Here is a 25,788-nt window from a genome sequence, read left to right on the forward strand (position 1 = left end):
GGCCATGAAACTCCTGATGGTCGACAACTACGACAGTTTCACCTACAACATCGTCCAGTATTTCGGCGAGCTGGGTGCGGATGTGGAAGTGCATCGCAACGACGAGATCACCGTGGCCGACATCGAAGCGCGCCTGAATGCCGGGCTGCTCGACCGGCTGGTGATCTCGCCCGGCCCCTGCTCGCCCGCCGAGGCGGGCATCTCGGTGGCCGCCATCCAGCACTTTGCCGGCAAGCTGCCCATCCTGGGGGTGTGCCTGGGCCACCAGGCCATCGGTGCGGCCTTTGGCGGCACCATCGTGCGCGCCAAGGAGCTCATGCATGGCAAGACCAGCGTCGTCACCACCACGCAAAAGGGCGTGTTTGCCGGGTTGCCCGAAAAGTTCACGGTCAACCGCTACCACTCGCTGGCCATCGAGCGCGCGAGCTGTCCCGAGGTGCTGGAGTTGACGGCCTGGACCGATGACGGCGAGATCATGGGCGTGCGCCACAAAGAGCTCGCCATCGAGGGCGTGCAGTTCCACCCCGAGAGCATCCTCACCGAGCACGGCCACGCCATGCTGCGCAACTTCCTGGAGCAGCGCGCGTGATCATCGAGCCGCAGCAGCTGCTGGTGTTCATCGCCGCGGGCTGGCTGCTCAACCTCACGCCGGGGCCCGACGTGCTCTACATCATCTCGAATGCGCTCAGGTTGGGCACGCGCGCCGGTATCGTGGCGTCGTGCGGGATCGCGCTCGGGTGCTGCGTGCACGTGCTGGCGGCTGCGCTGGGCGTGGGGGCGTTGCTGGCGGCGTCCGCCACGGCGTTCACCGCCATCAAGTGGGTGGGCGCCGCCTACCTGCTGTGGATGGGCGTGCGGATGCTGCTGGCCAAGCCGCCGCAGGCGGGCGCCAGCGTGCCGGCGGTTGCCGCAGCACAAAGTCCGGCGGAGCCTCGCAAATCGCTGCGCGCGGTGTTCATGGGCGGCTTCTGGACCAATGTGCTCAACCCCAAGGTGGTGATTTTCTTTCTGGCCTTCGTGCCGCAATTCATTGCCCCGGGCACCGACAACAAGACACTGGCCTTTTTGCTGCTGGGCTTGCTGTTCACCGTCAATGCGCTGCCGGTCTGTGCCGGGTGGGCGTTCGCCGCCTCCTGGATGGGCCGGCGCGTGGACACACTGCAGCGCGGCATGCACTGGCTGGACCGCGTGGCGGGTGCCATGTTCATCGGCTTCGGACTCAAGCTGGCCTTCACTGACAGCCCCAAGGCCTGAAACCCCATCAGCAAGGACAAAACCATGCCCATCACCCCCCAGGAAGCGCTGCAGCGCACCATCGAGCACCGCGAAATCTTCCACGACGAGATGCTGCACCTGATGCGCCTGATCATGCGCGGCGAGCTCTCGCCCGTCATGACGGCGGCCATCGTGACCGGCCTGCGCGTGAAGAAGGAAACCATTGGCGAGATCACCGCCGCCGCGCAGGTGATGCGCGAGTTCTCCACCAAGGTGCACGTCGCAGACACCAACCACATGGTGGACATCGTGGGCACGGGCGGCGATGGCGCCAACACCTTCAACATCTCCACCTGCGCCACCTTCGTGATCGCGGCGGCCGGCGGCAAGGTCAGCAAGCACGGCGGGCGCAGCGTCAGCAGCAAGAGCGGTAGTGCGGACGCCATGGAAGCCCTGGGCATCCACATCAACCTGTCACCCGAAGCCATTGCCCGGTGCATTGCCGAGGTGGGCATCGGCTTCATGTTCGCGCCCAACCACCACCCTGCCATGAAGAACGTGGCGCCCGTGCGCAAGGAACTGGGCGTGCGCACCCTCTTCAACATCCTGGGGCCGCTGACCAACCCGGCCGGCGCGCCCAACATCCTCATGGGCGTGTTCCACGAAGACCTGGTGGGCATCCAGGTGCGCGCCCTGCAGCGCCTGGGCGCCGAGCACGCGCTGGTCATCTATGGGCGCGACGGTCTCGACGAAATCAGCCTGGGCGCCTCCACCCTGGTGGGTGAGCTCAAGGACGGGGCCATCCGCGAATACGAAGTGCACCCCGAAGACTTCGGCCTGGCCATGACCAGCACCCGCCAGCTGCGCGTGGAAACCCCCGAGCAGTCGCGCGCCATCGTGCTGGATGTGCTGGACGGCAAGCCCGGCGCGGCGCGCGACATCGTCTGCCTGAATGCCGGCGCCGCGCTGTATGCGGCCAACGTGGTGGACAGCATTGCCGCCGGCCTTTCGCGTGCGCAGCAGGCCATCGACAGCGGCGCCGCCAAGGCCAAGCTGGGCGAGCTGGTCACGCGCACGCATGCGCTGGCCCCCGTGGCCTGAGCGCAGCATGTGGCGCGACCCCGGCACCTGGATCGCACTGGGCGTCTCGGCGCTCTTTGTGGTGGTGGGGCTGGTAATGCACCGCGTGTTCACCCGCATACTGAAACAGGGCTCTGCGGAGCCTGGCTACGACAACCACAAGGCTGAAAACCATGAGTGACATCCTCAACAAGATCGTGGCCGTCAAGCACGAAGAAGTGGCCGCCGCCAAAAAGCGCCTGCCGCTGGCCGCCATGCGTGCCGACGCCGAAAGCCGCGTGCTCACGCGCGATTTCGAAGGCGCGCTGCGCGCCAAAATCGCCAAAGGCCAGGCGGCCGTGATCGCCGAGATCAAGAAGGCCAGCCCCAGCAAGGGCGTGATCCGGGCCGATTTCATCCCCGCCGACATTGCCCAGAGCTACGCCGATGGCGACGGCACGGTCAGCGCGGCCTGCCTGTCGGTGCTGACCGACAAGCAGTTCTTTCAGGGCAGCGTGGACTACCTCAAGCAGGCCCGCGCCAGCTGCCAGCTGCCCGTCCTGCGCAAGGACTTCCTCGTGGACGCCTACCAGGTGTACGAGGCCCGCGCCATGGGAGCCGACGCCATTTTGCTGATCGCGGCCAGCCTCGACGATGCCCAGATGGCCGACTTCGAGGCCATCGCCCGCAGCCTGGACATGGCCGTGCTGGTGGAGGTGCACGACCGCCCCGAACTGGAGCGCGCCCTGAAGCTCAAGACCCCGCTGGTCGGCATCAACAACCGCAACCTGCGCACCTTCGAGGTCACGCTGCAGACCACGCTGGGCATGGTCCAGGAGGTGCCGCAAGACCGCCTGCTGGTCACCGAATCGGGCATTCTCCAGCCTGCGGACGTGAAGACCCTGCGCGATGCCGGTGTGCACGCCTTCCTGGTGGGCGAAGCCTTCATGCGCGCCCCGGAGCCGGGTTTGGAGCTGGCCAAGCTGTTCGCCTGACCTGCAAAGTCGATAGTTGCTTGCGCTTTCTGGACAAATGCAGGAATCCATTGTGATCATGAATGATCTGCAAAATGCACCCACGCAACTGCAAAACGCCGACCCGGCCGACTGGCCCGTGGCGCCTGGCTGGCAGCCGCTGGTGCAGGACTTTTTCGCCGGCGCCGCTGGCGGCAAGCTGCTGACCTTTCTGCAGGCGCGGCTGGCTGCCGGTGCCACCATCTTCCCGCCGCGCCCGCTGCGCGCGCTGGAGCTCACGCCGCCCGAGGAGGTGCGCGTGGTCATCCTGGGGCAGGACCCCTACCACGGCCGGGGCCAGGCCGAGGGGTTGGCGTTCTCGGTGGCGCCGGGCGTGGCGCTGCCGCCCTCGCTGCGCAACATCTTCAAGGAGTTGCAACGCGACCTGGGAACGCCTTTTCCGGCGATGCCTGAGCCCGGCGGCAGCCTGGTGAAGTGGGCCCGCAATGGCGTGCTGCTGCTCAACACCACGCTCACCGTGGAAGAAGGCCAACCCGCCAGCCATGCGGGAAAGGGCTGGGAGGTGCTGACCGACGCCGTCATCCGCCACGTGGCCCAGGGCCAGCGGCCCGTGGTGTTCATGCTCTGGGGTGCGCACGCGCAGAGCAAGCGCGCCGTGATTCCGCGCGACCGGGGGCACCTGGTGCTCACGGCCAACCACCCCTCGCCGCTGTCGGCGCTGCGGCCGCCGGTGCCGTTCATCGGGTGTGGGCATTTCGGTCAGGCGCGGGCGTTCCGGCAGACGCACGAAGCGCCGAATGCTACTGATTAAATAGCTGCTAGCGCTTGCCCATCAAGCGCAAGAGTTCCTTTTTATTTCAAATCCTGGCGCTCCAGCAGCATTGCGTCGCCGTAGCTGAAGAACCGGTACTCCTGCGCGATGGCGTGCTGGTACAGCGCCATCACCTGCTCGTAGCCCGCGAAGGCGCTCACCAGCATCATCAGCGTGCTCTTGGGCAGGTGGAAGTTGGTCAGCAGCAGGTCCACCACCTGGAAGCGAAAGCCCGGCGTGATGAAGATGGCGGTGTCGCCGCTGGCCTGGCCCGAGCGGGCCCAGGATTCGAGCGTGCGCACCGTGGTCGTGCCCACCGCCACCACGCGGCCGCCGCGCTGGCGGCAGCGCTCCAGCGCGGCCAGCGTGGCCAGCGGCACCTCGTACCACTCGCTGTGCATCTGGTGCTCGGCCAGGTTCTCGGTCTTGACGGGCTGGAAGGTGCCCGCGCCCACATGCAGCGTGACGCTGGCGCGTTCGATGCCGCGCGCGGCCAGGTCGGCCAGCACGCCTTCGTCAAAGTGCAGCGCGGCCGTGGGCGCGGCCACGGCCCCGGGCGCGCGGGCGAAGACGGTCTGGTAGCGCTGGCTGTCCTCGGCCGCGTCGGGATCGTGGCCGGTGTGCTGCTGGCGTTCGATGTAGGGCGGCAGCGGCAGGTGGCCGTGGCGGTCCATTAGCTCCCAGGGGGATTCGCCGGTGGGGCCGTGCAGTGCAAAGCGGAACAGCGGGCCGTCCTCGGTGGGCCAGCGGGAGAGCAGGGTGGCGTCAAACCCGCCGGCGTGGCGGCCGCCGGCCATGTGCACGGTGCTGCCGGGCAGGGGCTTCTTGCTGACCTTCATGTGCGCCACGACTTCGTTGCCCGTACCGCCTGCGGTACCTCCTGTGTCATTGCCGGCCTCGGCCGGCAGTACGCGCTCGATCAGCAGTTCGAGCTTGCCGCCGCTGGCCTTCTCGCCAAAGATGCGCGCCTTGACCACCCGGGTGTCGTTGAACACCAGCAGGTCGCCCGGCGCCAGCTGCCCGGGCAGGTCGCGAAAGATGCGGTCCACCGGTTGCATGGCGCGGCCATCGAGCAGGCGGGAGGCGCTGCGCTCGGCGGCGGGGTGCTGGGCAATGCGTTCGGGGGGCAGCGAGAAGTCGAAGTCGCTGAGGGTGAAGACGCGCGGGGCGTGGGGGAGGGATTCGGTCATGTGCTTGAGGGCCGAACGGGCCCGTGCCAAGAAAAAAGGAAGGCGCGATTTTCCCATGGACCTCGTCGCTGTGAGGGTGGTGCGTCTGGGTGGCCGATGCCCTTGGCGCCGCCGCACCAGGCGCCGGTTGATCTTTTCCAGGAGCGCAGCCTCTTCATGCCTGCACGCTGACCAGGGGTTGCAGCCGGTGCACATCGGCGGCCTGGGCCAGGGCGGTGCCGGGGGCCAGCAGGGCGGCAGCGCCCGCGGCCACGCCCCAGCGCAGGGCTTCGGCGGGCGCATCGCCCCGGTCCAGCGCCCAGACCAGCGCGGCCAGAAAGCAGTCGCCTGCGCCTGTGGTTCCGGTGGCTGCGGGCACGTCGAGGGCAGGGGCCTGCCAGACACCTTCACGCGTGGCCAGCACGGCGCCTTGTTCGCCGACGGACAGTGCCACGATCTCTGCCTGGCCTGCGTGTACCAGCGCCTGCGCGGCCGCGCACCAGTCGGTGGCGCTGGCCAGGGGCTGCTGCAGCACCTCGCGCAGTTCGCGCAGGCTGGGCTTGACCAGCGCCACGCCGGCTTGCAGCGCCGCTGCCAGCGGCAGGCCGGAACTGTCCACCACCAGGCGCGTGCCGCGTGCACGGGCAAGGGGCGCGAGCCGGGCGTAAAAATCAGGTGGTACGCCGGGTGGCAGGCTGCCGCTGGCAATCAGCCAGCGCGGTGCGTTGGTGGGTGCTGCCAGGGCATCCAGGCAGGCCTGCCATTCGGCGGCTTGCAGGGTGGGGCCGGGCAGCACGAAGCGAAATTCCTGGCCGGTGCTGGTCTCTACCACCGAGAAATTCTCGCGTGTGTCGCCGGCAATCGGCTGGATGGCGGTGGCAACGCCTTCTTCGGCCAGCAACTGGCGCATCTGCGTACCGGCAGCGCCGCCCGCCAGTGCCCAGGCCTGCACGTCGGCGCCCAGCCGGTGCAGCACCCGCGCCACGTTGATGCCGCCGCCGCCTGCAAAGCGTTGCGCCGGACTGCAGCGCAGCTTGTGCGTGGGGGCCACGCGGTCGGTGGTGGTGGCCAGGTCGAGGGCGGGGTTGAGGGTAAGGGTGATGAGGGCAGGCACGGGCAGATGGGGTTGGCAATGGTGGTGGGGCGAAACTACCAGACCTGTTCGGTCCGTCCCGACCGCAGGTCCATCACGCTGATGGCGCCACCCGCAGGTGGCTGAAATCGGTCTCGGTCTGTACGCCAGCCTCCTCGCGCGATACCGCGGTGGTGCCCGGTGCCACGTCCACCTCCCTTGCTGGTGTCAATCCCGCACTCGCGGAGGGAGGTGGCCGGGATGCGGGCCAGATCCTTGGGCTCCTGGAGCAGGCATCTGGCGTGCCAGAGGGAATGCTCCATCCATGGGCCGCAGAATTCGCGCCGGTACATGCCCAGGGTGAGAGGTTGGATGTGAATGCGCTGAAGCATGGCGGAAACGCCGGACTCGACAGTTCGCCGTAACAATTTGCGAGCAAAGGCAGTCATGGTAGCCTTTTTGGTCTGTCTTTTGCCTGCGCGCCCCCTCCCATTGTTCCCCCATGCCCACCGCTTCCAAAGTCGTTCCCCCCGCCACCGCACGGGCTGCCTCCCCGGTGGCCGCCAAGAGCGGGGTGTCGGTGGCACACAAGGCCCTGCAAAAGCTGGGGCTGCGCCGCGACATCGACCTGGCCCTGCACCTGCCGCTGCGCTACGAGGACGAGACCCGCATCACCCCGCTGGCCAACGCACGCGACGGGCAGACCGTGCAGATCGAGGCCACGGTGACGGCCAGCGAGGTGCAGCTGCGCCCGCGCCGCATGCTCAAGGTGCAGGTGGATGACGGCACGGGTACCTGCGATCTGACGTTCTTCAGCTTTTACCCCTCGCACCAGAAGACGCTGGCCGTGGGTGCGCGCCTGCGCATCCGGGGCGAGGTCAAGGGCGGTTTCTGGGGTCGGCAGATGCTGCACCCGGCGTTCCGGCTGGCGGGCGGCGAGCTGCCCGCCGCGCTCACGCCGGTCTATCCCACCACCGCCGGGCTGCCCCAGCCCTACCTGCGCCGCGCCGTGGTGGGGGCGCTGGCGCGGGTGGACCTGTCGGACACCCTGCCGCCCGGCACCGAGCCTCCGCTGGCCCGGATGGATGGTTCCAATGGCCTGCGGCGCAGTTTCAGCTTGCGTGAGGCGCTCACTTTTTTGCACCACCCCACGCCCGATGTGGCGCTGTCCACGCTCGAAGACCACAGCCATCCCGCCTGGCAACGCCTGAAGGCCGAGGAGTTGCTGGCCCAGCAGCTGTCGCAACAGCAGTCGCGGCGCGAACGCGACCGGCTGCGGGCACCCGTGCTGCGGTCCCGGCACGCCGCCGATGGTGCCTTGCCGCTGCACGAGCAGCTTTTGGCCGTTCTGCCGTTCGACCTGACGGCCGCCCAGCGCCACGTGGGCGAAGAAATCGCGGCCGACCTGGCCCACCCCGTGCCCATGCACCGCCTGCTGCAGGGCGATGTGGGCTCGGGCAAAACCGTGGTCTCGGCCCTGGCCGCCTGCCTGGCCATGGACGCGGACTGGCAGTGCGCGCTGATGGCGCCCACCGAAATCCTGGCCGAGCAGCATTTCGCCAAGATGATCGGCTGGCTCGAACCTCTGCTGGCCGCGCGCGGCCGCAAGGTGGCCTGGCTGGTGGGCGGGCAAAAGAAGAAGGACCGCAGCGCCATGCTGGCGCTGGTGGCCAGCGGCGAGGCTGCGCTGGTGGTGGGCACGCATGCCGTGATCCAGGAGCAGGTGCAGTTCAAGAACCTGGCGCTGGCCATCATCGACGAGCAGCACCGCTTTGGCGTGGCGCAGCGGTTGGCCTTGCGGCAGAAACTCGCTGCACACGGCATGGAGCCGCACATGCTGATGATGAGCGCCACGCCCATCCCGCGCACCCTGGCCATGAGCTATTACGCCGACCTCGATGTGTCGGTCATCGACGAGCTGCCCCCGGGCCGCACGCCCATCGTCACCAAGCTCATTGCCGACAGCCGCAAGGAAGAGGTCATAGCCCGCATCGGCACGCAGGTGGCCGCCGGACGGCAGGTGTACTGGGTGTGTCCGCTGATCGAAGAGAGCGAGGCGCTGGACCTTTCCAACGCCACGGCCACCCATGCTGATTTGAGCGAAGCCTTGCCGGGCTGCATGGTGGGCCTGCTGCATTCGCGCATGCCCACGGCCGAAAAGAAAGCCGTGATGCAGCTTTTCACCAGTGGCCAGATGGGCGTGCTGGTCAGCACCACGGTGATCGAGGTGGGCGTGGACGTACCCAATGCCTCGCTGATGGTCATCGAGCATGCCGAGCGTTTTGGCCTCTCGCAGCTGCACCAGCTACGCGGCCGGGTGGGGCGGGGCGCGGCGGCATCGGCCTGCGTGCTGCTGTACGCCACCAACGACAGCGGCCGCGTGGGCGAAACCGCCAAGGAGCGCCTCAAGGCCATGGCCGAGACCAACGACGGCTTCGAGATCGCCCGGCGCGACCTGGAGATACGCGGCCCCGGCGAGTTCCTGGGCGCGCGCCAGTCGGGCGACGCGCTGCTGCGTTTTGCCGACCTGGCCACCGACACGCACCTGCTCGAATGGGCGCGTGAGCTGGCGCCGCAGATGCTGGACCGCCACCCCGCACTGGCCGCCAAACACGTGGCGCGCTGGTTGGGTGGAAAATCCGATTACCTCAAAGCATGAGACGCTGCGATCAACACTGACGTGGCTCGCAGGAACACACCATGACCCTCACCGAACTCAAGTACATCGTCGCCGTGGCGCGCGAGAAGCACTTCGGCCATGCCGCCGATGCCTGCTATGTCTCGCAGCCCACGCTGTCGGTGGCCATCAAGAAGCTCGAAGAAGAGCTGGACGTGAAGCTCTTCGAGCGCAGCGCCGGCGAGGTGACGGTGACGCCGCTGGGCGAGGACATCGTGCGCCAGGCGCAGAGCGTGCTGGAGCAGGCGGCGGCCATCAAGGAGATCGCCAAGCGCGGCAAGGACCCGCTGTCGGGGCCGCTCACGCTGGGGGTGATCTACACCATTGGCCCCTACCTGCTGCCCGATCTGGTGCGCCAATCGATCCAGCGCACCCCGCAGATGCCGCTGATGCTGCAGGAGAATTTCACGGTCAAGCTGCTGGAGATGCTGCGCACCGGCGAGATCGACTGCGCCATCCTGGCCGAACCGTTTCCGGACACCGGCCTGGCCATGGCGCCGCTGTATGACGAGCCCTTCATGGCGGCCGTGCCCAGCACGCACCCGCTGGCAGCGCAAAAATCCGTCTCCGCCGCCGAGCTCAAGAGCGAGACCATGCTGCTGCTGGGCGCGGGCCACTGCTTTCGCGACCATGTGCTGGAGGTCTGCCCCGAATTCGCGCGCTTTTCCAGCAATGCCGAGGGCATCCGCAAGTCGTTCGAAGGCTCGTCGCTGGAGACCATCAAGCACATGGTGGCCGCCGGCATGGGCGTGACCCTGGTGCCCCGCCTGTCGGTGCCGCGCGATGCGCTGCTGACCGTGTCGCGCCGCCGCAAGAACGACGAGAGCTACATCCGCTACCTGCCCATCCGCGAGGAAGACGGCGGCCCGCCGCCCATGCGCCGCGTGGTGCTGGCCTGGCGCCGCAGCTTCACGCGCTACGAAGCCATCGCCGCGCTGCGCAACGCCATCTATGCCTGCGAACTGCCGGGCGTCACGCGGCTGTCCTGACCGGATTCCACCGCGCCTTTTTTTTTGGGGGGGGGGAATGGAGGTAGTGCCGCAATTTCCTGCGCTACAGTGGATGAGTGCGCTGCACGCCCTTTCTGGCGCCCGCAGCCGTTGTTCCACCCGACCATTCCAGGAGAAATGACATGGCCAAAGCTTCCAGCAAAACCGCCGCACCCCGCATCAACATCGGCATCAGCGAGAAAGACCGCGCAGCCATTGCCCAGGGCCTGTCGCGCCTGCTGGCCGATACCTACACGCTGTACCTCACGACCCACAACTTCCACTGGAACGTGACGGGCCCCATGTTCAACACGCTGCACACCATGTTCATGGCGCAGTACACCGAACTGTGGAATGCCGTGGACCCCGTGGCCGAGCGCATCCGCTCGCTGGGCCACTTCGCGCCGGGCTCCTATGCCCAGTTCGGCCAGCTCACCAGCCTGCCGGACGCACCGGCCGAGCCCCCCAAGGCCACCGAGATGATCCGCATCCTGGTCGAAGGCCACGAAGCCGTGGCCCGCACCGCCCGCAGCCTGTTCCCCCTGGCCGACAAGGCCAGCGACGAGCCTACGGCCGATCTGCTGACCCAGCGCCTGACCATCCACGAACAGACGGCCTGGATGCTGCGCTCCTTGCTGGAAGACTGAAGCCCCCTCGCTCCATCACGGGGCGGGTCTGCTGCCGGGGCTGGTTTTTGGCAGCGGGCTTGCCCCGTGGCGCCCTGACCTGGAGAGACGAACACCATGCCATCTACCAGCTACCCCGGCCCGGGTGCCGAACTGGAAATCAAGCTGGCCTTGCCCACCGCCAACTCCGCGGGCCTGGCCCGGCAGCTGGCGCGCCTGCCGGCCCTGGCGCGGTGCAAGCCCGTGCACAAGCGGGTGGACAACATCTACTACGACACTCCCGGGCAGGACCTGCGCGCCCAGCGCATGGCCCTGCGCCTGCGGCGTGTGGGCGAGGGCGATGCGCCGCAATGGCTGCAGACCTTCAAGACCAGTGACGGCGGCGATCTGGCACTGAGCCTGCGTGGCGAGTGGGAGGTGCCGGTGCCCGGGCCCGCGCTGGTGCAGACCGCCTTGCAGGCCGTGCCGCCCTGGCAAAAGTTGGACCCCGATGGCGCCATGTTCGCCGCACTGCAGCCTTGCTTTGGCACGACCTTCGAGCGCACCGCCTGGACGGTGCGCCGGCGCGATGGCAGTGCCATCGAGGTGGCGCTGGACATCGGGCAGATTACCAGTGGACAGCGCAGCGCGCCGATCTGCGAGCTGGAGCTGGAACTGTTGGCCGGTGCACCCGCCGCGCTGTTCGATCTGGCGCGGCAGATCGCGCAGCACATCGCCGTGCTGCCGCTGGCCGCGAGCAAGGCGCAGCGCGGCCATGCGCTGCGCGAGGGCACGCTCCACACCCCGCGGAGTGCCCGCCCGCTGTTGCTGGGCCGAGAGGTCTCGCTGCGCGGCGTGGTGCAGCCGGTGCTGGGCGAGATGTTTGCCCAGTTCACCGCCAACCTGTATGCCCTGGGCCAGTGCGATGCCCCGGAGCTGGTGCACCAGGCCCGGGTGGGCTGGCGGCGCTTTCGCAGTGCCTTGCGCCTGTTCAGGACTGTCTTGCCGGTGCAGGCGCAGTCCTCGCGGCAGGGGCTGCAGCCCCTGCTGGTATTGCTGGGCGAGTTGCGCGACCTTGACGTGGCCTGCACGCAGACCCTGCCTGCGCTGCAAGGCGTCTTCGTGGCCGATGCCGCAGCGCGGGCCCCGCGCTGGCAGGCCATGAAGCAGACGTTTGCACAGGCCGCGCTGCTGCAGCGCCAGACGGTGCGCCGGGCTCTGCAGGAGCCCACGGTGGGCGCGGCCTTGTTGGCCATCACCCTGTGGCTGGACGAGCTTGCGCAGCCCGCGGCCTGGGGGGCGCAGGACATCTCGGGCAAGGCCGTGCGCCATTGGGTGCGCCAGCGCATGGTGCGGCTGCATGCGCAATGGAAGAAGGCGCTGCGCGACAGCACCCACGCCGAAAGCCAGCACCGCGCGCGCATTCTGGCCAAGCGCCTGCGCTACAACATCGATGCTTTGCGCCCGCTCCTGCCGGCCCGCGCCCAGCGCTGGCTGCAGCAGGCCCGCCAGGTGCAGGCCGGCATCGGCGCATCGCGCGATGTGCTGCAGGCCGGGCTGCTGGCCCAGCGCCTGGCGGTGGATCGGGGCATCGTGGAGTTTTTGCGCGGCTATGCGGCCGGCCAGGCGGGCGCGCCATCGGCCCCGCCGGTGCCGGGTGGCGTATAAAGCGCTTTTTCCCCGGTAGCCCGCTTTTTCGTGCGGGTGGCACTTTGCGCCGCTTTCCTGCTGCCACCTTCTCTCGTCCGGTTTTGTCCGTTTTTGGTTTTTTTCCGCATGACCCCCTCCCCGCGCAGCCGTTTCTCCCTGTACCTTGACCTGATCCGCTGGGACCGGCCGGCCGGCTGGCTGGTGCTGGTGTGGCCCACGCTCAGCGCCCTGTGGGTGGCGGCGGGCGGTTTTCCGGGCTGGCATCTGCTGGCGGTGTTCGTGCTGGGCACCGTGCTCATGCGCAGCGCCGGCTGCTGCATCAACGACGTGGCCGACCGCGACTTTGACCGCCACGTCAAGCGCACGGCGCAGCGGCCCATCACTTCCGGGCAGGTATCGGTCAGGGAGGCCCTGGCCGTGGGCGCGGTGCTGTCGCTCGTGTCGCTCGCGCTGGTTCTGACCACCAACCGGGTGGCGGTGGCCTGGTCGGTGCCGGCGCTCCTGGTGACCGTTCTCTACCCGTTCACCAAGCGTTTTTTTGCCATGCCGCAGGCGGTGCTGGGCATTGCCTTCAACTTCGGCATCGTGATCGCGTTCGCCGCCGTGCAGGGCGAGGTGCCGGCCATGGCGTGGCTGCTGTGGCTGGGCAACCTGTTCTGGGTGCTGGCCTACGACACCGAATACGCCATGGTGGACCGCGATGACGACCTGAAGATCGGCATGAAGACCTCGGCCATCACGCTGGGGCGCTTCGACGTGGCCGCCATTGTGCTGTTCTACCTGTTGTTCCTGGGTTTTTGGCTGGTAGCGTTGGCACCGCTCGCGCTAGGTGCTATTTACGATGTAGCAATTGCAGCGGCGCTGGCCCAGGTGGCATGGCACTGGTGGCTGATCCGCACGCGCACGCGCGAGGGGTGCTTTCGGGCGTTTCGCCTGAACCACTGGGTGGGGTTCACGCTGTTTGCCGGCATTGCCGGCAGCTACCTGCTGCGTTGATTTGCTATTGGATGTATAGCTTTGCGCGCTTGTATGTCAGGTGCTGCAGGCTGTTCTGGCATTATTTTCCGAACTCGTCGCCCAGCTCGTGCGCGCGCTGACAGGCGGCCTGCATGGCCTGCACAAACTTCTCGGCCACCGCATCGTGTTCCATCGACTGCAGGGCCGCATAGGTGGTGCCGCCCTTGGAGGTGACGCGCTGGCGCAGCACGGCCGGCGTTTCATCGGAGCGGCGGGCCAGCTCCGAGGCGCCCACAAACGTGCCCACCGCCAGCTGGTGGGCTTGGACCGCAGAAAGGCCCATGTCGGTGCCGGCGCGGGCCATGGCTTCCAGGAAATAGAAAACATAGGCGGGGCCCGAGCCCGACAGCGCCGTCACGGCGTCCAGTTGCTGCTCGTTCTCCACCCATAAAAAATCGCCTGTCGTGGCCATGATGGCCTCGATGCTCTGGCGCTCTTGCTCGCTCACGGCGGGGCGGGCAAACAGCGCGCTCATGCCCTTGCCCACCAGGGCCGGCGTGTTGGGCATGGTGCGCACGATGCGTTCGCTGTCCAGCCACTGGGCGATGCTGTCCGAACGGATGCCGGCGGCCACGCTCAGGTGCAGGGCCTCCTGGGTGTGGGCCTTGGCCTGCGCTGCCGCGTCCTTGAAGGTCTGGGGCTTGACGGCCCAGACCACGATACGGGCGCGCTGCAGTGCGGGGCCTGCTTCCGCCTGGGCTTCCATCCCGTAGTTTTTGCGCAAGGCCTCGCGGGCCTCGGCCCAGGGTTCGACCACCTCGATCTGGCTGGCCGGGTGGCCCTGGTGGATCAGCCCGCCAATGATGGCGCTGGCCATGTTGCCGCCACCGATGAAGGCGATCACGGGAAGGGTGGCGGGGGCATTCCGGGGGGCGGTGGAGGCGGTCTGGCTCATGGTGTGGGGCGGTTCAGCGGTCGGGGTTGCGATGGTAGCGCGCTGCGGCCCGTGCCCGGGCCAGCGCCGTCAGTCCAGCGTGGTCTGGCGCACCGCGTGTTCCCAGCGTGCCATCAGCTCCTGGGCGCGGCCGGGAGGCAGTGTCGGCACAAAACGCCGGTCGACGCGCCACAGCTGCGAGAGTTCATCGGTGCTGCCATACACGCCGCTCGACAGCCCTGCCAGGTAGGCTGCGCCCAGGGCCGTGGTCTCGATGACGGCCGGGCGCACCACCGGTATGCCCAGCAGATCGGCCTGGAATTGCATCAGCAGGTCGTTGATGCAGGCGCCGCCGTCCACGCGCAGCTCGCTCACCGGCGCGCCGCCGGCGGCCACGGCATCGCGGCCCATGGCCAGCAGCAGGGCGGCGCTCTGGTAGGCAATGCTCTCCAGGGCCGCGCGCGCGATGTGGCCCAGTGTGCTGCCACGCGTGAGGCCCGTGATGGTGCCGCGCGCGTCGGGTTTCCAGTAGGGTGCGCCCAGGCCGGTGAAGGCCGGCACCATCATCACGCCGCCCGAGTCGGGCACGCTTTGCGCCAGCGACTCGACCTCGCTGCTGGTGGAGATAGCGCGCAGGCCGTCGCGCAGCCACTGCACCACGGCGCCGCCCACGAACACGCTGCCTTCCATGGCGAACTCCGGCTGTGCCGTGGCCTGCGCGGCGCTGGTGGTGAGCAGCCCGTTCTGCGAGGTCTGGAACTTGCCGCCGGTGTGCATCAGCATGAAGCAGCCTGTGCCATAGGTGTTCTTGGCCATGCCCGCCGTGAAGCAGGCCTGACCGAACAGCGCACTCTGCTGGTCGCCCGCCACGCCGCCGATGCGGATACCGTGGCCCAGCAGGTCGGCCGCGATGTCGCCAAAGTGGGCGCTCGATGGCAGCACTTCGGGCATCAGCGCCTTGGGAATGCGCAGCAGCGCCAGCAACTCGTCGTCCCACTGGTTGGTGTGCACATTGAACAGCATGGTGCGCGCGGCGTTGCTCACGTCCGTCACATGGGCTTTGCCGTGGGTGAGCTGCCACATCAGCCAGCTGTCCACCGTGCCAAAGGCCAGCTCGCCGCGCTCGGCCGCGTCGCGGGCGCCGGGCACATGGTCCAGCATCCATTGCAGCTTGGTGCCGGAGAAGTAGGCATCCACCAGCAGGCCCGTCTTGGCCTGGATGGTGGCGGCATGGCCTTCGCTTCGCAGCTGGGCGCAGGCGGGTTCGGCGCGCCGGTCCTGCCAGACGATGGCGTGGTGCACGGGTTGGCCGGTTTTGCGGTTCCACAGCACGGTGGTTTCGCGCTGGTTGGTGATGCCTGCTGCGCGCACGGCGCTCGCCGCAATGCCGGCCTTGGCCAGCGCCTCGCGGGCCGTGGCCAGCTGGGTGCGCCAGATCTCCAGCGGGTCATGCTCCACCCAGCCGGGCTGGGGGTAGATCTGCGGCAGCTCCAGCTGGGCCTGCGCCACGATCTGGCCGCCTTCGTCAAAAACGATGCTGCGGGAGCTGGAGGTGCCTTGGTCGAGTGCGAGCAGGTAGGTCATGGTGACGGGGTCTCCGAAATTCGTGAATCCATGGAGTGTCTGCGGCGGTCGATTCGCGCGTGGCCCAGGCCCTCGGACGCCGGGCAAGGACCGCCCCGCAGCGAGGGCGTCGTCCCCCACCGGGGGAAGGCGCCGCAGGCGACTCAGGGAGGGCTTTATTCACTCTGCCACGGTGCAGATCACCTCCGCGTCCTGGAGCAGGGCGGGGAAGGGCTCGGGCGGCGGCGCGTCGGTGAACAGGCGGTCGATCTGCGCCAGCGTGGCCAGTTGCACCATGGCCGGGCGGTTGAACTTGCTGTGGTCGGCCGCCAGCCAGACCTCGCGCGCGTGTTCGATGATGGTCTGCGCCACCTTCACCTCGCGGTAGTCGAAATCGCGCAGCGAGCCATCGGGTTCGATGCCCGAGATGCCGATGAGCGCGATGTCCACCTTGAACTGGCGGATGAAGTCCACAGCGGCTTCGCCCACGATGCCGCGGTCGCGGGCACGCACCACGCCACCGGCCACGATCACCTCGCACTCGGGGTTGCCGCTCAGGATGGCGGCCACGTTGAGGTTGTTGGTGATCACGCGCAGGCCCCGGTGGTGCAGCAGGGCCTTGGCGATGGCCTCGGTGGTGGTGCCGATGTTCAGGATCAGCGAACAGTCGTTGGGCACCTGGTTGGCCACGGCGCGCGCGATGCGTGCCTTGCCTTCGGCGTGCAGCGTTTCGCGCTGGGTGTGGGCCAGGTTCTCCACGGTGGAGCTGGGCACGCGCACACCGCCATGAAAACGCGTCAGCAGGCCCGACTCGGCCAGGCGCTGCACGTCGCGGCGCACCGTCTGCAGGGTCACGCCCAGGGTGTCGGCCAGTTGTTCCACCGTGGCGGACTTGCGCGCGCGGACTTCTTCGAGAAGCAGCAGTTGTCGGGGGTTCGTATTCACGCGAATCAATCGGCTAAGGGGGTGGAGATACTTTAAATCGAACAAAAAGGAACCTGTTGAGGGTAAACCTTGATTCAATACGATCAGAAAAGAACAAAAATGAACGCAATCGAAAACGATAGGGTCTGCTGCGTCTGATGGGGCAGCAGCGCCCCATTCACCAGGCCTTCGGGCGACAAAGAAAGGTTGCGTGATGCAGCTGGCATTGGACAGCATCAGCAAGAAGGTGGGGGCGCAGACCTGGCTGCATGGCATGGGCCTGGCGCTCCAGAGCGGCGCCGTCACGGTGCTGCTGGGGGCCACGCAGGCGGGCAAGACCAGCCTGATGCGCATCATGGCCGGACTGGACAGGCCCACCTCGGGCACCGTCCAAGTGGATGGTGTGAACGTGACCGGCATGCCCGTGCGCGAGCGCAACGTGGCCATGGTGTACCAGCAGTTCATCAACTACCCCTCGATGACGGTGGCGGCCAATATTGCGTCGCCCCTGAAGCTGCGCGGCGAGAAGCACATCGATGCCCGGGTGCGCGAAATCGCCAGCCGCCTGCACATCGACATGTTCCTGGACCGCTACCCGGCCGAGCTGTCGGGCGGGCAGCAGCAGCGTGTGGCACTGGCCCGCGCCTTGGCCAAGGGCGCGCCGCTGATGCTGCTGGACGAACCCCTGGTGAACCTGGACTACAAGCTGCGCGAAGAGCTGCGCGAGGAGCTGACCGCGCTGTTTGCCGCCGGCCAGTCCACCGTGGTCTATGCCACCACCGAGCCGGGCGAGGCCCTGCTGCTGGGGGGCTACACCGCTGTGCTCGACGAAGGTCAGTTGCTGCAGTACGGCCCCACGGCCGAGGTGTTCCATGCCCCCAATTCGCTGCGTGTGGCGCGCGCCTTCAGCGACCCGCCCATGAACCTCATCGCCGCATCGGCGGCCGCGCGCGGAGTGCGCCTGGAGGGCGGGGTGGAGCTGGCCGTGGCGCTGCCGCAAGGGGTGGCCACGGCGGCCGGTCTCACGGTGGGCGTGCGCGCCAGTGCGCTGCGCGTGCAGGCGCGCCCGGGCGACATCAGCGTGGGCGGCGTGGTGGAGTTGGCCGAGATTTCGGGCTCCGACACCTTTGTGCACGCGACCACGCCCTGGGGCGACCTGGTGGCGCAACTCACCGGCGTGCATTACTTTGAACTGGGCGCGCCCATCACGTTGCACCTGGACCCGGCCCAGGCCTACGTGTTTGGTGCTGACGGCCGGCTGGCGTGGGCGCCCGTGCGCCCCGTTACCGCACAAGGAGGGCGCTGAGATGGCCCGCATCAGTCTGGACCTGGCGCATTCGTACAAGCCCCACCCGCAGCAGGACGGCGACTACGCGCTGCTGCCGCTCAAGATGGAGTTCGAGGACGGTGGCGCCTATGCGCTGCTCGGCCCGTCGGGCTGCGGCAAGACCACCATGCTCAACATCATGTCGGGCCTGCTCGTGCCATCCCACGGCAAGGTGCTGTTCGACGGCCGCGACGTGACGCGCGCCAGCCCGCAGGAGCGCAACATTGCCCAGGTGTTCCAGTTCCCGGTGATCTACGACACCATGACGGTGGCCGAGAACCTGGCCTTCCCGCTGCGCAACCGCAAGGTGCCCGAGGCGCAGATCCAGCAGCGCGTGGGCGTGATCGCCGAGATGCTGGAGATGAGCGGCCAGCTCAACCAGCGCGCGGCGGGCCTGGCGGCCGATGCCAAGCAAAAGATCTCGCTGGGCCGCGGTCTGGTGCGTTCGGACGTGGCGGCCGTGCTGTTCGACGAGCCGCTCACGGTGATCGACCCGCACCTCAAGTGGCAGCTGCGGCGCAAACTCAAGCAGATCCACCATGAACTCAAGCTCACGCTGATCTATGTGACGCACGACCAGGTCGAGGCGCTGACCTTTGCCGAGCAGGTGGTGGTGATGACGCGCGGCAAGGCGGTGCAGGTGGGCTCGGCCGATGCGCTGTTCGAGCGGCCTGCGCACATGTTTGTGGGCCACTTCATCGGCTCTCCGGGCATGAATTTTTTGCCCGCACACAGCGATGGCGCGACGCTCTTGGTGGCCGGGAACCGCCTGGCCAGCCCCGTGGGCCGCACGCTGCCCGATGGTGCCCTGCAGGTGGGCATCAGGCCCGAATACCTCGCCCTCGCCCAGCCGCAGCAGGCCGGCGCGCTGCCCTGCACGGTGGTGCAGGTGCAGGACATCGGCACCTACCTGATGCTCACCGCCAAGGTGGGCGAGCACACGCTCAAGGCGCGCTTTGCGCCTGAAGCGCGGTTGCCGTCTGCAGGTGACGCGGTCTGGCTGCAGGTGCTGGGCGAGCACACCTGTTTCTATCAAAACGAGGCGCTCCTGGCATGAGCGCCGCACGGCCGCCCGAAGGCGCTCGGCGCCGCAGTGCGAAGCACGGAGGTTTCCAATGAGCACGACCACCAAACCCGTGAACCAGAAGGCCTGGTTCCTCATCCTGCCGGTCATTTTGTGCGTGGCCTTCTCGGCCATCCTGCCGCTGATGACGGTGGTGAACTATTCGGTGCAGGACATCATCAGCCCGGAGCGCCGCGTGTTCGTTGGCACCGAGTGGTTTGCAGCCGTGATGCGCGACGAGGAGCTGCATTCAGCCCTGTGGCGGCAGATCACCTTCTCGCTGGCGGTGCTGGCGGTCGAGATTCCGCTGGGCATCCTGCTGGCGCTGTCCATGCCCGCGCAGGGCTGGAAGTCGTCGGCCGTGCTGGTGGTGGTGGCCCTGTCGCTGCTGATCCCCTGGAACGTGGTGGGCACCATCTGGCAGATCTACGGCCGGGCCGACATCGGCCTGATGGGCCGCATGCTGCAGGAGGCGGGCATCGAGTACAGCTACACCGGCAACGCCACGCAGGCCTGGCTCACGGTGCTGCTGATGGATGTGTGGCACTGGACACCGCTGGTGGCGCTGCTGGCCTTTGCCGGGCTGCGCAGCATTCCCGACGCCTACTACCAGGCGGCACGCATCGACGGGGCCAGCAAGTTCGCCGTGTTCCGCTACATCCAGCTGCCCAAGATGCGCGGCGTGCTGATGATTGCCGTGCTGCTGCGCTTCATGGACAGCTTCATGATCTACACCGAGCCCTTTGTGCTGACGGGCGGCGGACCGGGCAACGCCACAACGTTCCTGAGCCAGTACCTCACCACCAAGGCGGTGGGTCAGTTTGACCTGGGGCCGGCGGCGGCGTTCTCGCTGATCTATTTCTTCATCATCCTGCTGCTGTGCTTCATCCTCTACAACTGGATGCAGCGCGTGGGCACCGCCAGCAACGAAGGGGCCGGCCATGAATGAAAAACGCTTTCACAAGCGGTCGCTGTTTCTGGTGGCCTATCTGGTCTTCGCTGTCTTGCCCATCTACTGGATGGTGAACATGAGCTTCAAGACGAACGAGGAGATCCTCTCCACGTTCTCGTTCTTTCCCCAGCATTTCACCTGGGACAACTACAAGACCATCTTTACGGACGAGAGCTGGTACTCGGGCTACATCAACAGCCTGATCTACGTGGCGATCAACACGGTGATCTCGCTCACCGTGGCGCTGCCAGCGGCGTATGCGTTTTCTCGCTACCAGTTTCTGGGCGACAAGCATGTGTTCTTCTGGCTGCTGACCAACCGCATGACGCCGCCGGCCGTTTTCCTGCTGCCGTTTTTCCAGCTCTACACCACGGTGGGCCTGATGGACACGCACATTGCCGTAGCGCTGGCCCACCTGCTGTTCAACGTGCCGCTGGCGGTGTGGATTCTGGAAGGCTTCATGAGCGGCATCCCGCGCGAGATCGACGAGACGGCCTACATCGACGGCTACAGCTTTCCGCGCTTCTTCGTGACCATCTTCCTGCCGCTGATCAAGGCCGGTGTGGGGGTGGCAGCGTTCTTCTGTTTCATGTTCAGCTGGGTGGAGCTGCTGCTGGCGCGCACGCTGACCAGCGTGAACGCCAAGCCCATCGTGGCCACCATGACGCGCACCGTGAGCGCCTCGGGCATGGACTGGGCGACGCTGGCCGCGGCCGGCGTGCTGACCATCGTGCCCGGCGCCATCGTGATCTGGTTTGTGCGGCACTACATCGCAAAAGGCTTTGCGATGGGCCGCGTCTGACGTGAGAGGGAGCAGAACGATGAACCACACCAATTCGCTGCAGAGTGCGCAGGCCTTGCAGGGCCAGCGGCAGCGGTGGAACGGGCTTCGCCCGGCCACCCGCTGCGTCCCCCGGGGGGGAAGCGCCGCAGGCGCTCAGGGGGGTACCCATGTTTGAGTGGATGGCCTGGACGCTGCCCGTGGCGGTGTTCTTCATATGCATCGTGCTGATGCTGATCGGCATGACGGTGTGGGAGATCCAATCGCCCACGGTGATGCGCAAGGGTTTTTTGCCGCTGGAAACCACGCGGGGCGACCGCCTGTTCATCGGGCTGCTCTCCGCAGCCTATGTGAACCTGATCTTTGTCGGCATCAGCGGCAAGCTGGGCGAGTGGCTGGGCATGGAGAACGACCCCTCGATCTGGATCAGCTTCGTCCTGTCGATGGCCCTTGTGGTGCTGATCCTGCGCAAGGGTTGAGGGTGGGAGGTATCCAGTGGATGGCTGGCGGCGATTTTCCATAAATGTTTCCAATATGAAAACTATCCAGAAACCTTATCAATCAAGCGCTGGCAGCTACTGTTTTTGACATGAAAAGCGCCGGCCCGATCTCCCCCGGGGCCGGTGTTCATCCACCATGGGGGTTCCATCCGAGGAGACAGCAATGAAGATGCAGTTCAAGGCGATCGCTTTCGCCGCCGCAGCCCTGGCGTTGGGGCAAGCTGCCTGGGCCGGCGAGGCCGAGGCCAAGAAGTGGATCGACAGTGAGTTCCAGCCTTCCACGCTCAGCAAAGACCAGCAGATGACCGAGATGAAGTGGTTCATCGAAGCGGCCAAGAAGCTGCAGGCCAAAGGCGTCAAGGAGATCTCCGTCGTCTCCGAGACCATCACCACACACGAATACGAGTCGAAGACGCTGGCCAAGGCCTTCGAGGAAATCACCGGCATCAAGGTCAAGCACGACCTGATCCAGGAAGGCGACGTGGTCGAGAAGCTGCAGACTTCCATGCAGTCGGGCAAGTCGATCTATGACGGCTGGATTTCGGACTCGGACCTGATCGGTACCCACTACCGCTACGGCAAGATGATGAACCTGACCGACTACATGGCGGCCGATGGCAAGGCGTGGACCAACCCGGGCCTGGACATCAAGGATTTCATCGGCACCAAGTTCACCACCGCGCCCGACGGCAAGCTCTACCAGCTCCCCGACCAGCAGTTCGCCAACCTGTACTGGTTTCGCGCCGACCTGTTCGATCGCAAGGACCTCAAGGACAGGTTCAAGGCCAAGTACGGCTATGACCTGGGCGTGCCGCTCAATTGGAGCGCTTACGAGGACATCGCCGAGTTCTTCACCAACGACGTGAAGAACATCGACGGCAAGCCCATCTATGGCCACATGGACTACGGCAAGAAGGACCCGTCGCTCGGCTGGCGCTTCACCGATGCGTGGCTGTCCATGGCCGGCACGGCCGACATCGGTGCGCCCAACGGATTGCCCATCGACGAGTGGGGCATCCGCGTGGCCGACGACAAGTGCACCCCGGTGGGGGCCTCGGTGGCGCGCGGTGGCGCGACCAACTCACCGGCCGCCGTGTACGCGCTGACCAAGTATGTGGACTGGATGAAGAAGTACGCGCCCAAGGAGGCCACCGGCATGACCTTTGGCGAATCCGGCCCGGTGCCCGCGCAGGGCCAGATCGCGCAGCAGATCTTCTGGTACACCGCCTTCACGGCCGACATGGTCAAACCCGGCCTGCCGGTGGTGAACGCCGACGGTACGCCCAAGTGGCGCATGGCCCCCGGTCCGAACGGCCCCTACTGGAAGCAGGGCATGCAGAACGGCTACCAGGACGTGGGCTCGTGGTCGTTCTTCAAGGGCCATGACGCCAACAAGACCGCCGCTGCCTGGCTGTATGCCCAGTTCGTGACGGCCAAGACCACGTCGCTCAAGAAGACGCTGGTGGGCCTGACCCCGATCCGCGAGAGCGACATCCAGTCCAAGGCCATGACCGACGCTGCGCCCAAGCTGGGCGGCCTGGTCGAGTTCTACCGCAGCCCCGCCCGCGTGGCATGGTCGCCCACGGGCACCAACGTGCCCGACTACCCCAAGCTGGCGCAGCTGTGGTGGAAGAACGTGGCCCAGGCCGTCACGGGCGAGAAAACGCCGCAAGGTGCGATGGACACGCTCGCCGACGAGATGGACCAGGTCATGGCCCGCCTGGAGCGCGCCGGCATGAGCCACTGCGCGCCCAAGCTCAACAAGAAGGGCGACCCCAACAAGTGGCTGAGCGACAAGCAGGCACCCTGGAAGAAGCTGGCCAATGAAAAGCCCAAGGGCGAAACCATTGCCTACGACAAGCTGCTGCAAGCCTGGAAGGACGGCAAGGCGCGCTGATCCGCAGATCCGGGTGTCGCTCAGTAGCCACCATGGATCGACAGTCAGGGCTCGCAAGGTCTCTGGCTGCTGTTTTGCGCCATCCCGCCGCTGGTGCCCATGGAGCCGCAGGGTCGGCCCTGTCATGAGAATAAGGGTAAACCCTTGGTTTTTACTCCGCCCATGGACAATCACCCCATGACCATTGCCACCGCTCCCCTTCCCACACGGCGCGCCGATCTGCTGGTCCGTCTCGCCCAGCCGCACCACTATGACCTCGCGGTGATCGGCGGGGGGGCGACGGGCCTGGGGGTGGCGCTGGACGCAGCGGCACGCGGCTTCAGCGTGGTCCTGGTGGATTCACATGATTTCGCCAAGGGAACCTCTTCCCGGGCCACCAAGCTGGTGCATGGCGGTGTCCGCTACCTGGCGCAGGGCAACATCGCGCTGGTGCGCGAGGCGCTGCATGAGCGCACCACGCTGTTGCACAACGCCCCCCATCTGGCCCAACCCCTGCCTTTCGTGATGCCGTCGTACCGGTTCTGGGAGACGCCTTTCTATGGCATCGGGCTCATGGTGTATGACGCGCTGGCAGGCAAGGCCGGACTGGGCGCCACCGAATTTCTGGGGCGTGCACGCACCCTGCAGTGCCTGCCGACGGCCCGCACCGAACACCTCAAGGGTGGCGTCAAATACTGGGACGGGCAATTTGACGACGCCCGTCTGGCCCTGGCGCTGGCGCGTACCGCCGCCAGCCTGGGCGCCCTGGTCGTCAATTACTGCCCGGCGCGGTCGCTGGTGCACGAGGCCGGCAAAGTGGTCGGCTTTGTCTGCGAAGACGCCGGCAGCGGGCAGCAGTTCACCGTGCGGGCCCGCTCGGTCGTCAATGCCACGGGCGTGTGGGTGGACACCCTGCGCCAGATGGATGGCGAGGCCATCGGGCGGCCCGTCAAGCCCATGGTGGCGCCCAGCCAGGGCGTGCACATCGTGGTGGACCGCGAGTTTCTGCCCTCCGACCACGCACTGATGGTGCCCAAGACGGCCGATGGCCGCGTGCTGTTTGCCGTGCCATGGCTGGGCAAACTCATTCTGGGGACCACCGACAGCCCGCGCCAGGACGTGGTGCGCGAGCCCGAACCCTTCCGGGACGAGGTCCGTTTCATTTTGGAGGAATCTGCGCGCTACCTGACCCGCGCGCCCCGGGTGGAGGACATCCGCAGCATCTGGGTGGGCCTGCGCCCGCTGGTCAAGCCGCAGGACGACGATGGCGACAACACCAAGAAAATCAGCCGGGAGCACACGGTGCTGGCCAGCCGCAGTGGTCTGATCACGGTGACCGGTGGCAAATGGACCACCTACCGCGCCATGGCCGAAGATGTGTTGCAAAAATGCTTCACTATGGGCCAGTTGCCTGAAAAACCAGCGGGCGTGACCAACGATCTGCTCCTGGTGGGAGCGCCGCGAGAGCCTGTGCAGCACCGCATCAGTGATGCCCAGGGACTGCACTCTTATGGCAGCGAAGCGGCTGCCGTGCAGCAAATCCCGGGGGCACAGACCGACCTGGGCGGCGGCCTGACGGAGGCCATGGTGCGCTTTGCCGCCCGCTACGAATACGCCTGCACCGTCGAAGATGTGCTGGCCCGCCGCTCGCGCCTGCTGTTCCTGGACGCCCGCAAGGCCATGGGGCTGGCGCCCGTGGTCGCAGGCATCTTGCGTGAAGAGCTGGGAACGGACCCGCAGTTGGAGGCCTTCCTGGTCCTGGCGCACCAGTATCTGCACGTTCCTTTGTGATGCGACGCTTGACTTCTTAAAAGACCTTTGCAATAATAGAGGGCTTCGCGTTTAAAGCGTGAAGTTTCTGCCCAGCGGGAAGTGCTGCAAATGGTTTGCGGTGCGGACGACGGGCCCAAGACTGACTGGCTGATTTGCAGCCCTTGAGAAGTTCTCTGGGGCTGTTGTCTTCTGGTGCAAGTTGGGAATATTGAAATGATCCAGACAGAATCTCGGTTAGAGGTTGCCGACAATACCGGCGCTAAATCCGTCCTTTGCATCAAGGTGCTGGGTGGTTCGAAGCGTCGCTATGCAAGCGTTGGCGACATCATCAAGGTGAGCATCAAGGAAGCTGCTCCACGCGGCCGCGTCAAAAAAGGCGAGGTCTATAGCGCGGTGGTGGTTCGTACGGCGAAGGGTATTCGTCGTGGCGATGGCTCGCTCGTTAAATTCGATGGCAACGCTGCAGTGTTGCTGAATGCTAAGTTGGAGCCCATTGGCACCCGCATCTTTGGACCCGTGACGCGTGAACTGCGTACCGAAAAGTTCATGAAGATCGTGTCCCTGGCTCCTGAAGTTCTCTAAGGACGCGCCATGAACAAGATTCGCAAGGGCGACGAAGTCATCGTGCTGACGGGGCGTGATAAGGGCAAGCGCGGCACAGTGTCGTTGCGCAAGGATGACTCCTATCTCGTCATCGACGGCATCAACCTGGTCAAGAAGCACGCCAAGCCAAACCCTATGAAGGGTACGACGGGCGGCATCGTTGAAAAGGCTATGCCCATCCATCAGTCCAACGTGGCCATCTTCAATGCGGCTACCGGCAAGGCTGATCGCGTAGGCATCAAGGTGCAGGCTGACGGCGCACGCGTTCGCGTGTTCAAGTCGAGCGGCGCTGAAATCAAGGCGGCCTAAGGGGT

The 25,788-nt window shown here is 66.6% G+C and carries 26 protein-coding genes; 20 read left to right on the forward strand and 6 right to left on the reverse strand.

The genetic code is table 11. The features are described from left to right. The first annotated feature begins 4 nt into the window (after positions 1–4). From AC1Q5S_RS11285 to AC1Q5S_RS11310, 6 genes are read left to right on the forward strand one after another with little or no spacing between them, the layout of a single operon-like run. Positions 5–589: an aminodeoxychorismate/anthranilate synthase component II gene (locus tag AC1Q5S_RS11285; protein WP_492238890.1), complete on the forward strand. Its 585-nt coding sequence runs from the start codon at positions 5–7 to the stop codon at positions 587–589. Next, positions 586–1,254 (forward strand): LysE family translocator, encoded by a 669-nt coding sequence (locus AC1Q5S_RS11290; protein ID WP_492238891.1) that lies wholly within the window; start codon positions 586–588, stop codon positions 1,252–1,254. The genes AC1Q5S_RS11285 and AC1Q5S_RS11290 overlap by 4 nt, the downstream gene beginning before the upstream one ends. Before the next feature lie 24 nt (positions 1,255–1,278). Beyond that, positions 1,279–2,316 carry an anthranilate phosphoribosyltransferase gene (gene trpD, locus AC1Q5S_RS11295; protein ID WP_303835215.1) on the forward strand — a complete coding sequence of 346 codons (1,038 nt, stop codon included), beginning with the start codon at positions 1,279–1,281 and terminating at the stop codon, positions 2,314–2,316. Between the two features lie 7 nt (positions 2,317–2,323). Beyond that, complete coding sequence (locus AC1Q5S_RS11300) at positions 2,324–2,476, forward strand: hypothetical protein (protein WP_303835213.1); 153 nt, start codon at positions 2,324–2,326, stop codon at positions 2,474–2,476. Continuing rightward, positions 2,469–3,269, forward strand: coding sequence for an indole-3-glycerol phosphate synthase TrpC (gene trpC, locus AC1Q5S_RS11305; RefSeq protein WP_303835211.1), 801 nt, complete (start codon positions 2,469–2,471; stop codon positions 3,267–3,269). Before AC1Q5S_RS11300 ends, trpC begins: the two co-directional genes overlap by 8 nt. 58 nt (positions 3,270–3,327) lie before the next feature. Then, the gene (locus tag AC1Q5S_RS11310) at positions 3,328–4,059 is read left to right on the forward strand and encodes a uracil-DNA glycosylase (protein ID WP_492238892.1); all 732 of its coding nucleotides are present in this window, start codon (positions 3,328–3,330) and stop codon (positions 4,057–4,059) included. Between the two features lie 41 nt (positions 4,060–4,100). Here the strand turns inward: AC1Q5S_RS11310 and queA are convergent, their stop codons facing one another. The 3 genes from queA to AC1Q5S_RS11325 all read right to left on the reverse strand — a co-directional run bounded on the left by queA (position 4,101) and on the right by AC1Q5S_RS11325 (position 6,749). Continuing rightward, the gene (gene queA, locus AC1Q5S_RS11315) at positions 4,101–5,249 is read right to left on the reverse strand and encodes a tRNA preQ1(34) S-adenosylmethionine ribosyltransferase-isomerase QueA (RefSeq protein WP_492238894.1); all 1,149 of its coding nucleotides are present in this window, start codon (positions 5,247–5,249) and stop codon (positions 4,101–4,103) included. A 154-nt stretch (positions 5,250–5,403) separates the two neighbouring features. Continuing rightward, positions 5,404–6,342, reverse strand: a complete 939-nt coding sequence (locus AC1Q5S_RS11320; protein WP_303835206.1) for a 1-phosphofructokinase family hexose kinase — start codon at positions 6,340–6,342, stop codon at positions 5,404–5,406. 35 nt (positions 6,343–6,377) lie between these two features. Further along, on the reverse strand, positions 6,378–6,749 hold the full coding sequence (locus AC1Q5S_RS11325) for a DUF3391 domain-containing protein (RefSeq protein WP_492238896.1): 372 nt from the start codon (positions 6,747–6,749) through the stop codon (positions 6,378–6,380). Between the two features lie 53 nt (positions 6,750–6,802). Here AC1Q5S_RS11325 and recG point away from each other — a divergent pair, with 53 nt between their 5' ends. From recG to ubiA, 5 genes are all read left to right on the forward strand, one after another. Then, complete coding sequence (recG, locus tag AC1Q5S_RS11330; RefSeq protein ID WP_422203079.1) at positions 6,803–8,959, forward strand: ATP-dependent DNA helicase RecG; 2,157 nt, start codon at positions 6,803–6,805, stop codon at positions 8,957–8,959. Positions 8,960–9,000: 41 nt separating this feature from the next. Continuing rightward, positions 9,001–9,966, forward strand: coding sequence for a LysR substrate-binding domain-containing protein (locus tag AC1Q5S_RS11335; RefSeq protein ID WP_303835202.1), 966 nt, complete (start codon positions 9,001–9,003; stop codon positions 9,964–9,966). Positions 9,967–10,109: 143 nt separating this feature from the next. Beyond that, positions 10,110–10,613, forward strand: coding sequence for a Dps family protein (locus AC1Q5S_RS11340; protein ID WP_303835200.1), 504 nt, complete (start codon positions 10,110–10,112; stop codon positions 10,611–10,613). A gap of 96 nt (positions 10,614–10,709) precedes the next feature. After that, positions 10,710–12,239, forward strand: coding sequence for a CYTH and CHAD domain-containing protein (locus tag AC1Q5S_RS11345; RefSeq protein WP_303835198.1), 1,530 nt, complete (start codon positions 10,710–10,712; stop codon positions 12,237–12,239). Between the two features lie 108 nt (positions 12,240–12,347). Next, complete coding sequence (ubiA, locus tag AC1Q5S_RS11350; RefSeq protein ID WP_303835196.1) at positions 12,348–13,217, forward strand: 4-hydroxybenzoate octaprenyltransferase; 870 nt, start codon at positions 12,348–12,350, stop codon at positions 13,215–13,217. Between the two features lie 61 nt (positions 13,218–13,278). On the opposite strand, the gene proC is transcribed toward ubiA, so the two are convergent. The 3 genes from proC to AC1Q5S_RS11365 form a co-directional block, all read right to left on the reverse strand. Continuing rightward, a complete protein-coding gene (gene proC / locus AC1Q5S_RS11355; RefSeq protein ID WP_303835194.1) occupies positions 13,279–14,133 on the reverse strand; it encodes a pyrroline-5-carboxylate reductase in 855 nt (284 codons plus the stop codon). Between the two features lie 69 nt (positions 14,134–14,202). Next, positions 14,203–15,696, reverse strand: coding sequence for a glycerol kinase GlpK (glpK, locus tag AC1Q5S_RS11360; protein WP_303835192.1), 1,494 nt, complete (start codon positions 15,694–15,696; stop codon positions 14,203–14,205). 159 nt (positions 15,697–15,855) lie between these two features. Continuing rightward, positions 15,856–16,620 (reverse strand): DeoR/GlpR family DNA-binding transcription regulator, encoded by a 765-nt coding sequence (locus AC1Q5S_RS11365; RefSeq protein WP_303835190.1) that lies wholly within the window; start codon positions 16,618–16,620, stop codon positions 15,856–15,858. Positions 16,621–16,813: 193 nt separating this feature from the next. Between AC1Q5S_RS11365 and AC1Q5S_RS11370 the strand changes: the two genes are divergently transcribed. The 9 genes from AC1Q5S_RS11370 to rplX all read left to right on the forward strand — a co-directional run bounded on the left by AC1Q5S_RS11370 (position 16,814) and on the right by rplX (position 25,783). Continuing rightward, entirely contained in the window at positions 16,814–17,905 is a 1,092-nt protein-coding gene (locus AC1Q5S_RS11370; RefSeq protein WP_492238899.1) for an ABC transporter ATP-binding protein, read from the forward strand. Position 17,906: 1 nt separating this feature from the next. Then, positions 17,907–18,983: an ABC transporter ATP-binding protein gene (locus tag AC1Q5S_RS11375; RefSeq protein WP_492238901.1), complete on the forward strand. Its 1,077-nt coding sequence runs from the start codon at positions 17,907–17,909 to the stop codon at positions 18,981–18,983. A gap of 58 nt (positions 18,984–19,041) precedes the next feature. Then, positions 19,042–19,938 (forward strand): carbohydrate ABC transporter permease, encoded by an 897-nt coding sequence (locus tag AC1Q5S_RS11380; protein WP_303835185.1) that lies wholly within the window; start codon positions 19,042–19,044, stop codon positions 19,936–19,938. Continuing rightward, positions 19,931–20,743, forward strand: a complete 813-nt coding sequence (locus AC1Q5S_RS11385; protein ID WP_492238902.1) for a carbohydrate ABC transporter permease — start codon at positions 19,931–19,933, stop codon at positions 20,741–20,743. The genes AC1Q5S_RS11380 and AC1Q5S_RS11385 overlap by 8 nt, the downstream gene beginning before the upstream one ends. 149 nt (positions 20,744–20,892) lie before the next feature. Then, entirely contained in the window at positions 20,893–21,201 is a 309-nt protein-coding gene (locus tag AC1Q5S_RS11390) for a DUF2160 domain-containing protein (RefSeq protein WP_303835181.1), read from the forward strand. 184 nt (positions 21,202–21,385) lie between these two features. After that, positions 21,386–23,119, forward strand: a complete 1,734-nt coding sequence (locus AC1Q5S_RS11395) for an ABC transporter substrate-binding protein (RefSeq protein WP_303835179.1) — start codon at positions 21,386–21,388, stop codon at positions 23,117–23,119. A gap of 177 nt (positions 23,120–23,296) precedes the next feature. Then, positions 23,297–24,889, forward strand: coding sequence for a glycerol-3-phosphate dehydrogenase/oxidase (locus AC1Q5S_RS11400; RefSeq protein ID WP_492238905.1), 1,593 nt, complete (start codon positions 23,297–23,299; stop codon positions 24,887–24,889). Between the two features lie 195 nt (positions 24,890–25,084). Then, on the forward strand, positions 25,085–25,453 hold the full coding sequence (gene rplN, locus AC1Q5S_RS11405) for a 50S ribosomal protein L14 (protein ID WP_007861702.1): 369 nt from the start codon (positions 25,085–25,087) through the stop codon (positions 25,451–25,453). A gap of 9 nt (positions 25,454–25,462) precedes the next feature. Next, positions 25,463–25,783: a 50S ribosomal protein L24 gene (gene rplX, locus AC1Q5S_RS11410; RefSeq protein WP_026435326.1), complete on the forward strand. Its 321-nt coding sequence runs from the start codon at positions 25,463–25,465 to the stop codon at positions 25,781–25,783. Positions 25,784–25,788: the final 5 nt, after the last annotated feature.

It is taken from the genome of Acidovorax sp. GW835-FHT14B10 (assembly GCF_058793725.1).

Coding starts and splice junctions, on each gene's coding strand:
- queA (WP_492238894.1), bottom strand. CDS start 5,249: ATGACCGAATCCCTCCCCCACGCCCCGCGCGTCTTCACCCTCAGCGAC.
- trpD (WP_303835215.1), top strand. CDS start 1,279: ATGCCCATCACCCCCCAGGAAGCGCTGCAGCGCACCATCGAGCACCGC.
- rplN (WP_007861702.1), top strand. CDS start 25,085: ATGATCCAGACAGAATCTCGGTTAGAGGTTGCCGACAATACCGGCGCT.
- AC1Q5S_RS11385 (WP_492238902.1), top strand. CDS start 19,931: ATGAATGAAAAACGCTTTCACAAGCGGTCGCTGTTTCTGGTGGCCTAT.
- AC1Q5S_RS11400 (WP_492238905.1), top strand. CDS start 23,297: ATGACCATTGCCACCGCTCCCCTTCCCACACGGCGCGCCGATCTGCTG.
- ubiA (WP_303835196.1), top strand. CDS start 12,348: ATGACCCCCTCCCCGCGCAGCCGTTTCTCCCTGTACCTTGACCTGATC.
- AC1Q5S_RS11395 (WP_303835179.1), top strand. CDS start 21,386: ATGAAGATGCAGTTCAAGGCGATCGCTTTCGCCGCCGCAGCCCTGGCG.
- AC1Q5S_RS11390 (WP_303835181.1), top strand. CDS start 20,893: ATGTTTGAGTGGATGGCCTGGACGCTGCCCGTGGCGGTGTTCTTCATA.
- AC1Q5S_RS11325 (WP_492238896.1), bottom strand. CDS start 6,749: ATGACTGCCTTTGCTCGCAAATTGTTACGGCGAACTGTCGAGTCCGGC.
- recG (WP_422203079.1), top strand. CDS start 6,803: ATGCCCACCGCTTCCAAAGTCGTTCCCCCCGCCACCGCACGGGCTGCC.
- trpC (WP_303835211.1), top strand. CDS start 2,469: ATGAGTGACATCCTCAACAAGATCGTGGCCGTCAAGCACGAAGAAGTG.
- AC1Q5S_RS11345 (WP_303835198.1), top strand. CDS start 10,710: ATGCCATCTACCAGCTACCCCGGCCCGGGTGCCGAACTGGAAATCAAG.
- AC1Q5S_RS11335 (WP_303835202.1), top strand. CDS start 9,001: ATGACCCTCACCGAACTCAAGTACATCGTCGCCGTGGCGCGCGAGAAG.
- AC1Q5S_RS11380 (WP_303835185.1), top strand. CDS start 19,042: ATGAGCACGACCACCAAACCCGTGAACCAGAAGGCCTGGTTCCTCATC.
- AC1Q5S_RS11300 (WP_303835213.1), top strand. CDS start 2,324: ATGTGGCGCGACCCCGGCACCTGGATCGCACTGGGCGTCTCGGCGCTC.
- AC1Q5S_RS11370 (WP_492238899.1), top strand. CDS start 16,814: ATGCAGCTGGCATTGGACAGCATCAGCAAGAAGGTGGGGGCGCAGACC.
- AC1Q5S_RS11340 (WP_303835200.1), top strand. CDS start 10,110: ATGGCCAAAGCTTCCAGCAAAACCGCCGCACCCCGCATCAACATCGGC.
- AC1Q5S_RS11375 (WP_492238901.1), top strand. CDS start 17,907: ATGGCCCGCATCAGTCTGGACCTGGCGCATTCGTACAAGCCCCACCCG.
- AC1Q5S_RS11285 (WP_492238890.1), top strand. CDS start 5: ATGAAACTCCTGATGGTCGACAACTACGACAGTTTCACCTACAACATC.
- proC (WP_303835194.1), bottom strand. CDS start 14,133: ATGAGCCAGACCGCCTCCACCGCCCCCCGGAATGCCCCCGCCACCCTT.
- glpK (WP_303835192.1), bottom strand. CDS start 15,696: ATGACCTACCTGCTCGCACTCGACCAAGGCACCTCCAGCTCCCGCAGC.
- AC1Q5S_RS11310 (WP_492238892.1), top strand. CDS start 3,328: ATGAATGATCTGCAAAATGCACCCACGCAACTGCAAAACGCCGACCCG.
- rplX (WP_026435326.1), top strand. CDS start 25,463: ATGAACAAGATTCGCAAGGGCGACGAAGTCATCGTGCTGACGGGGCGT.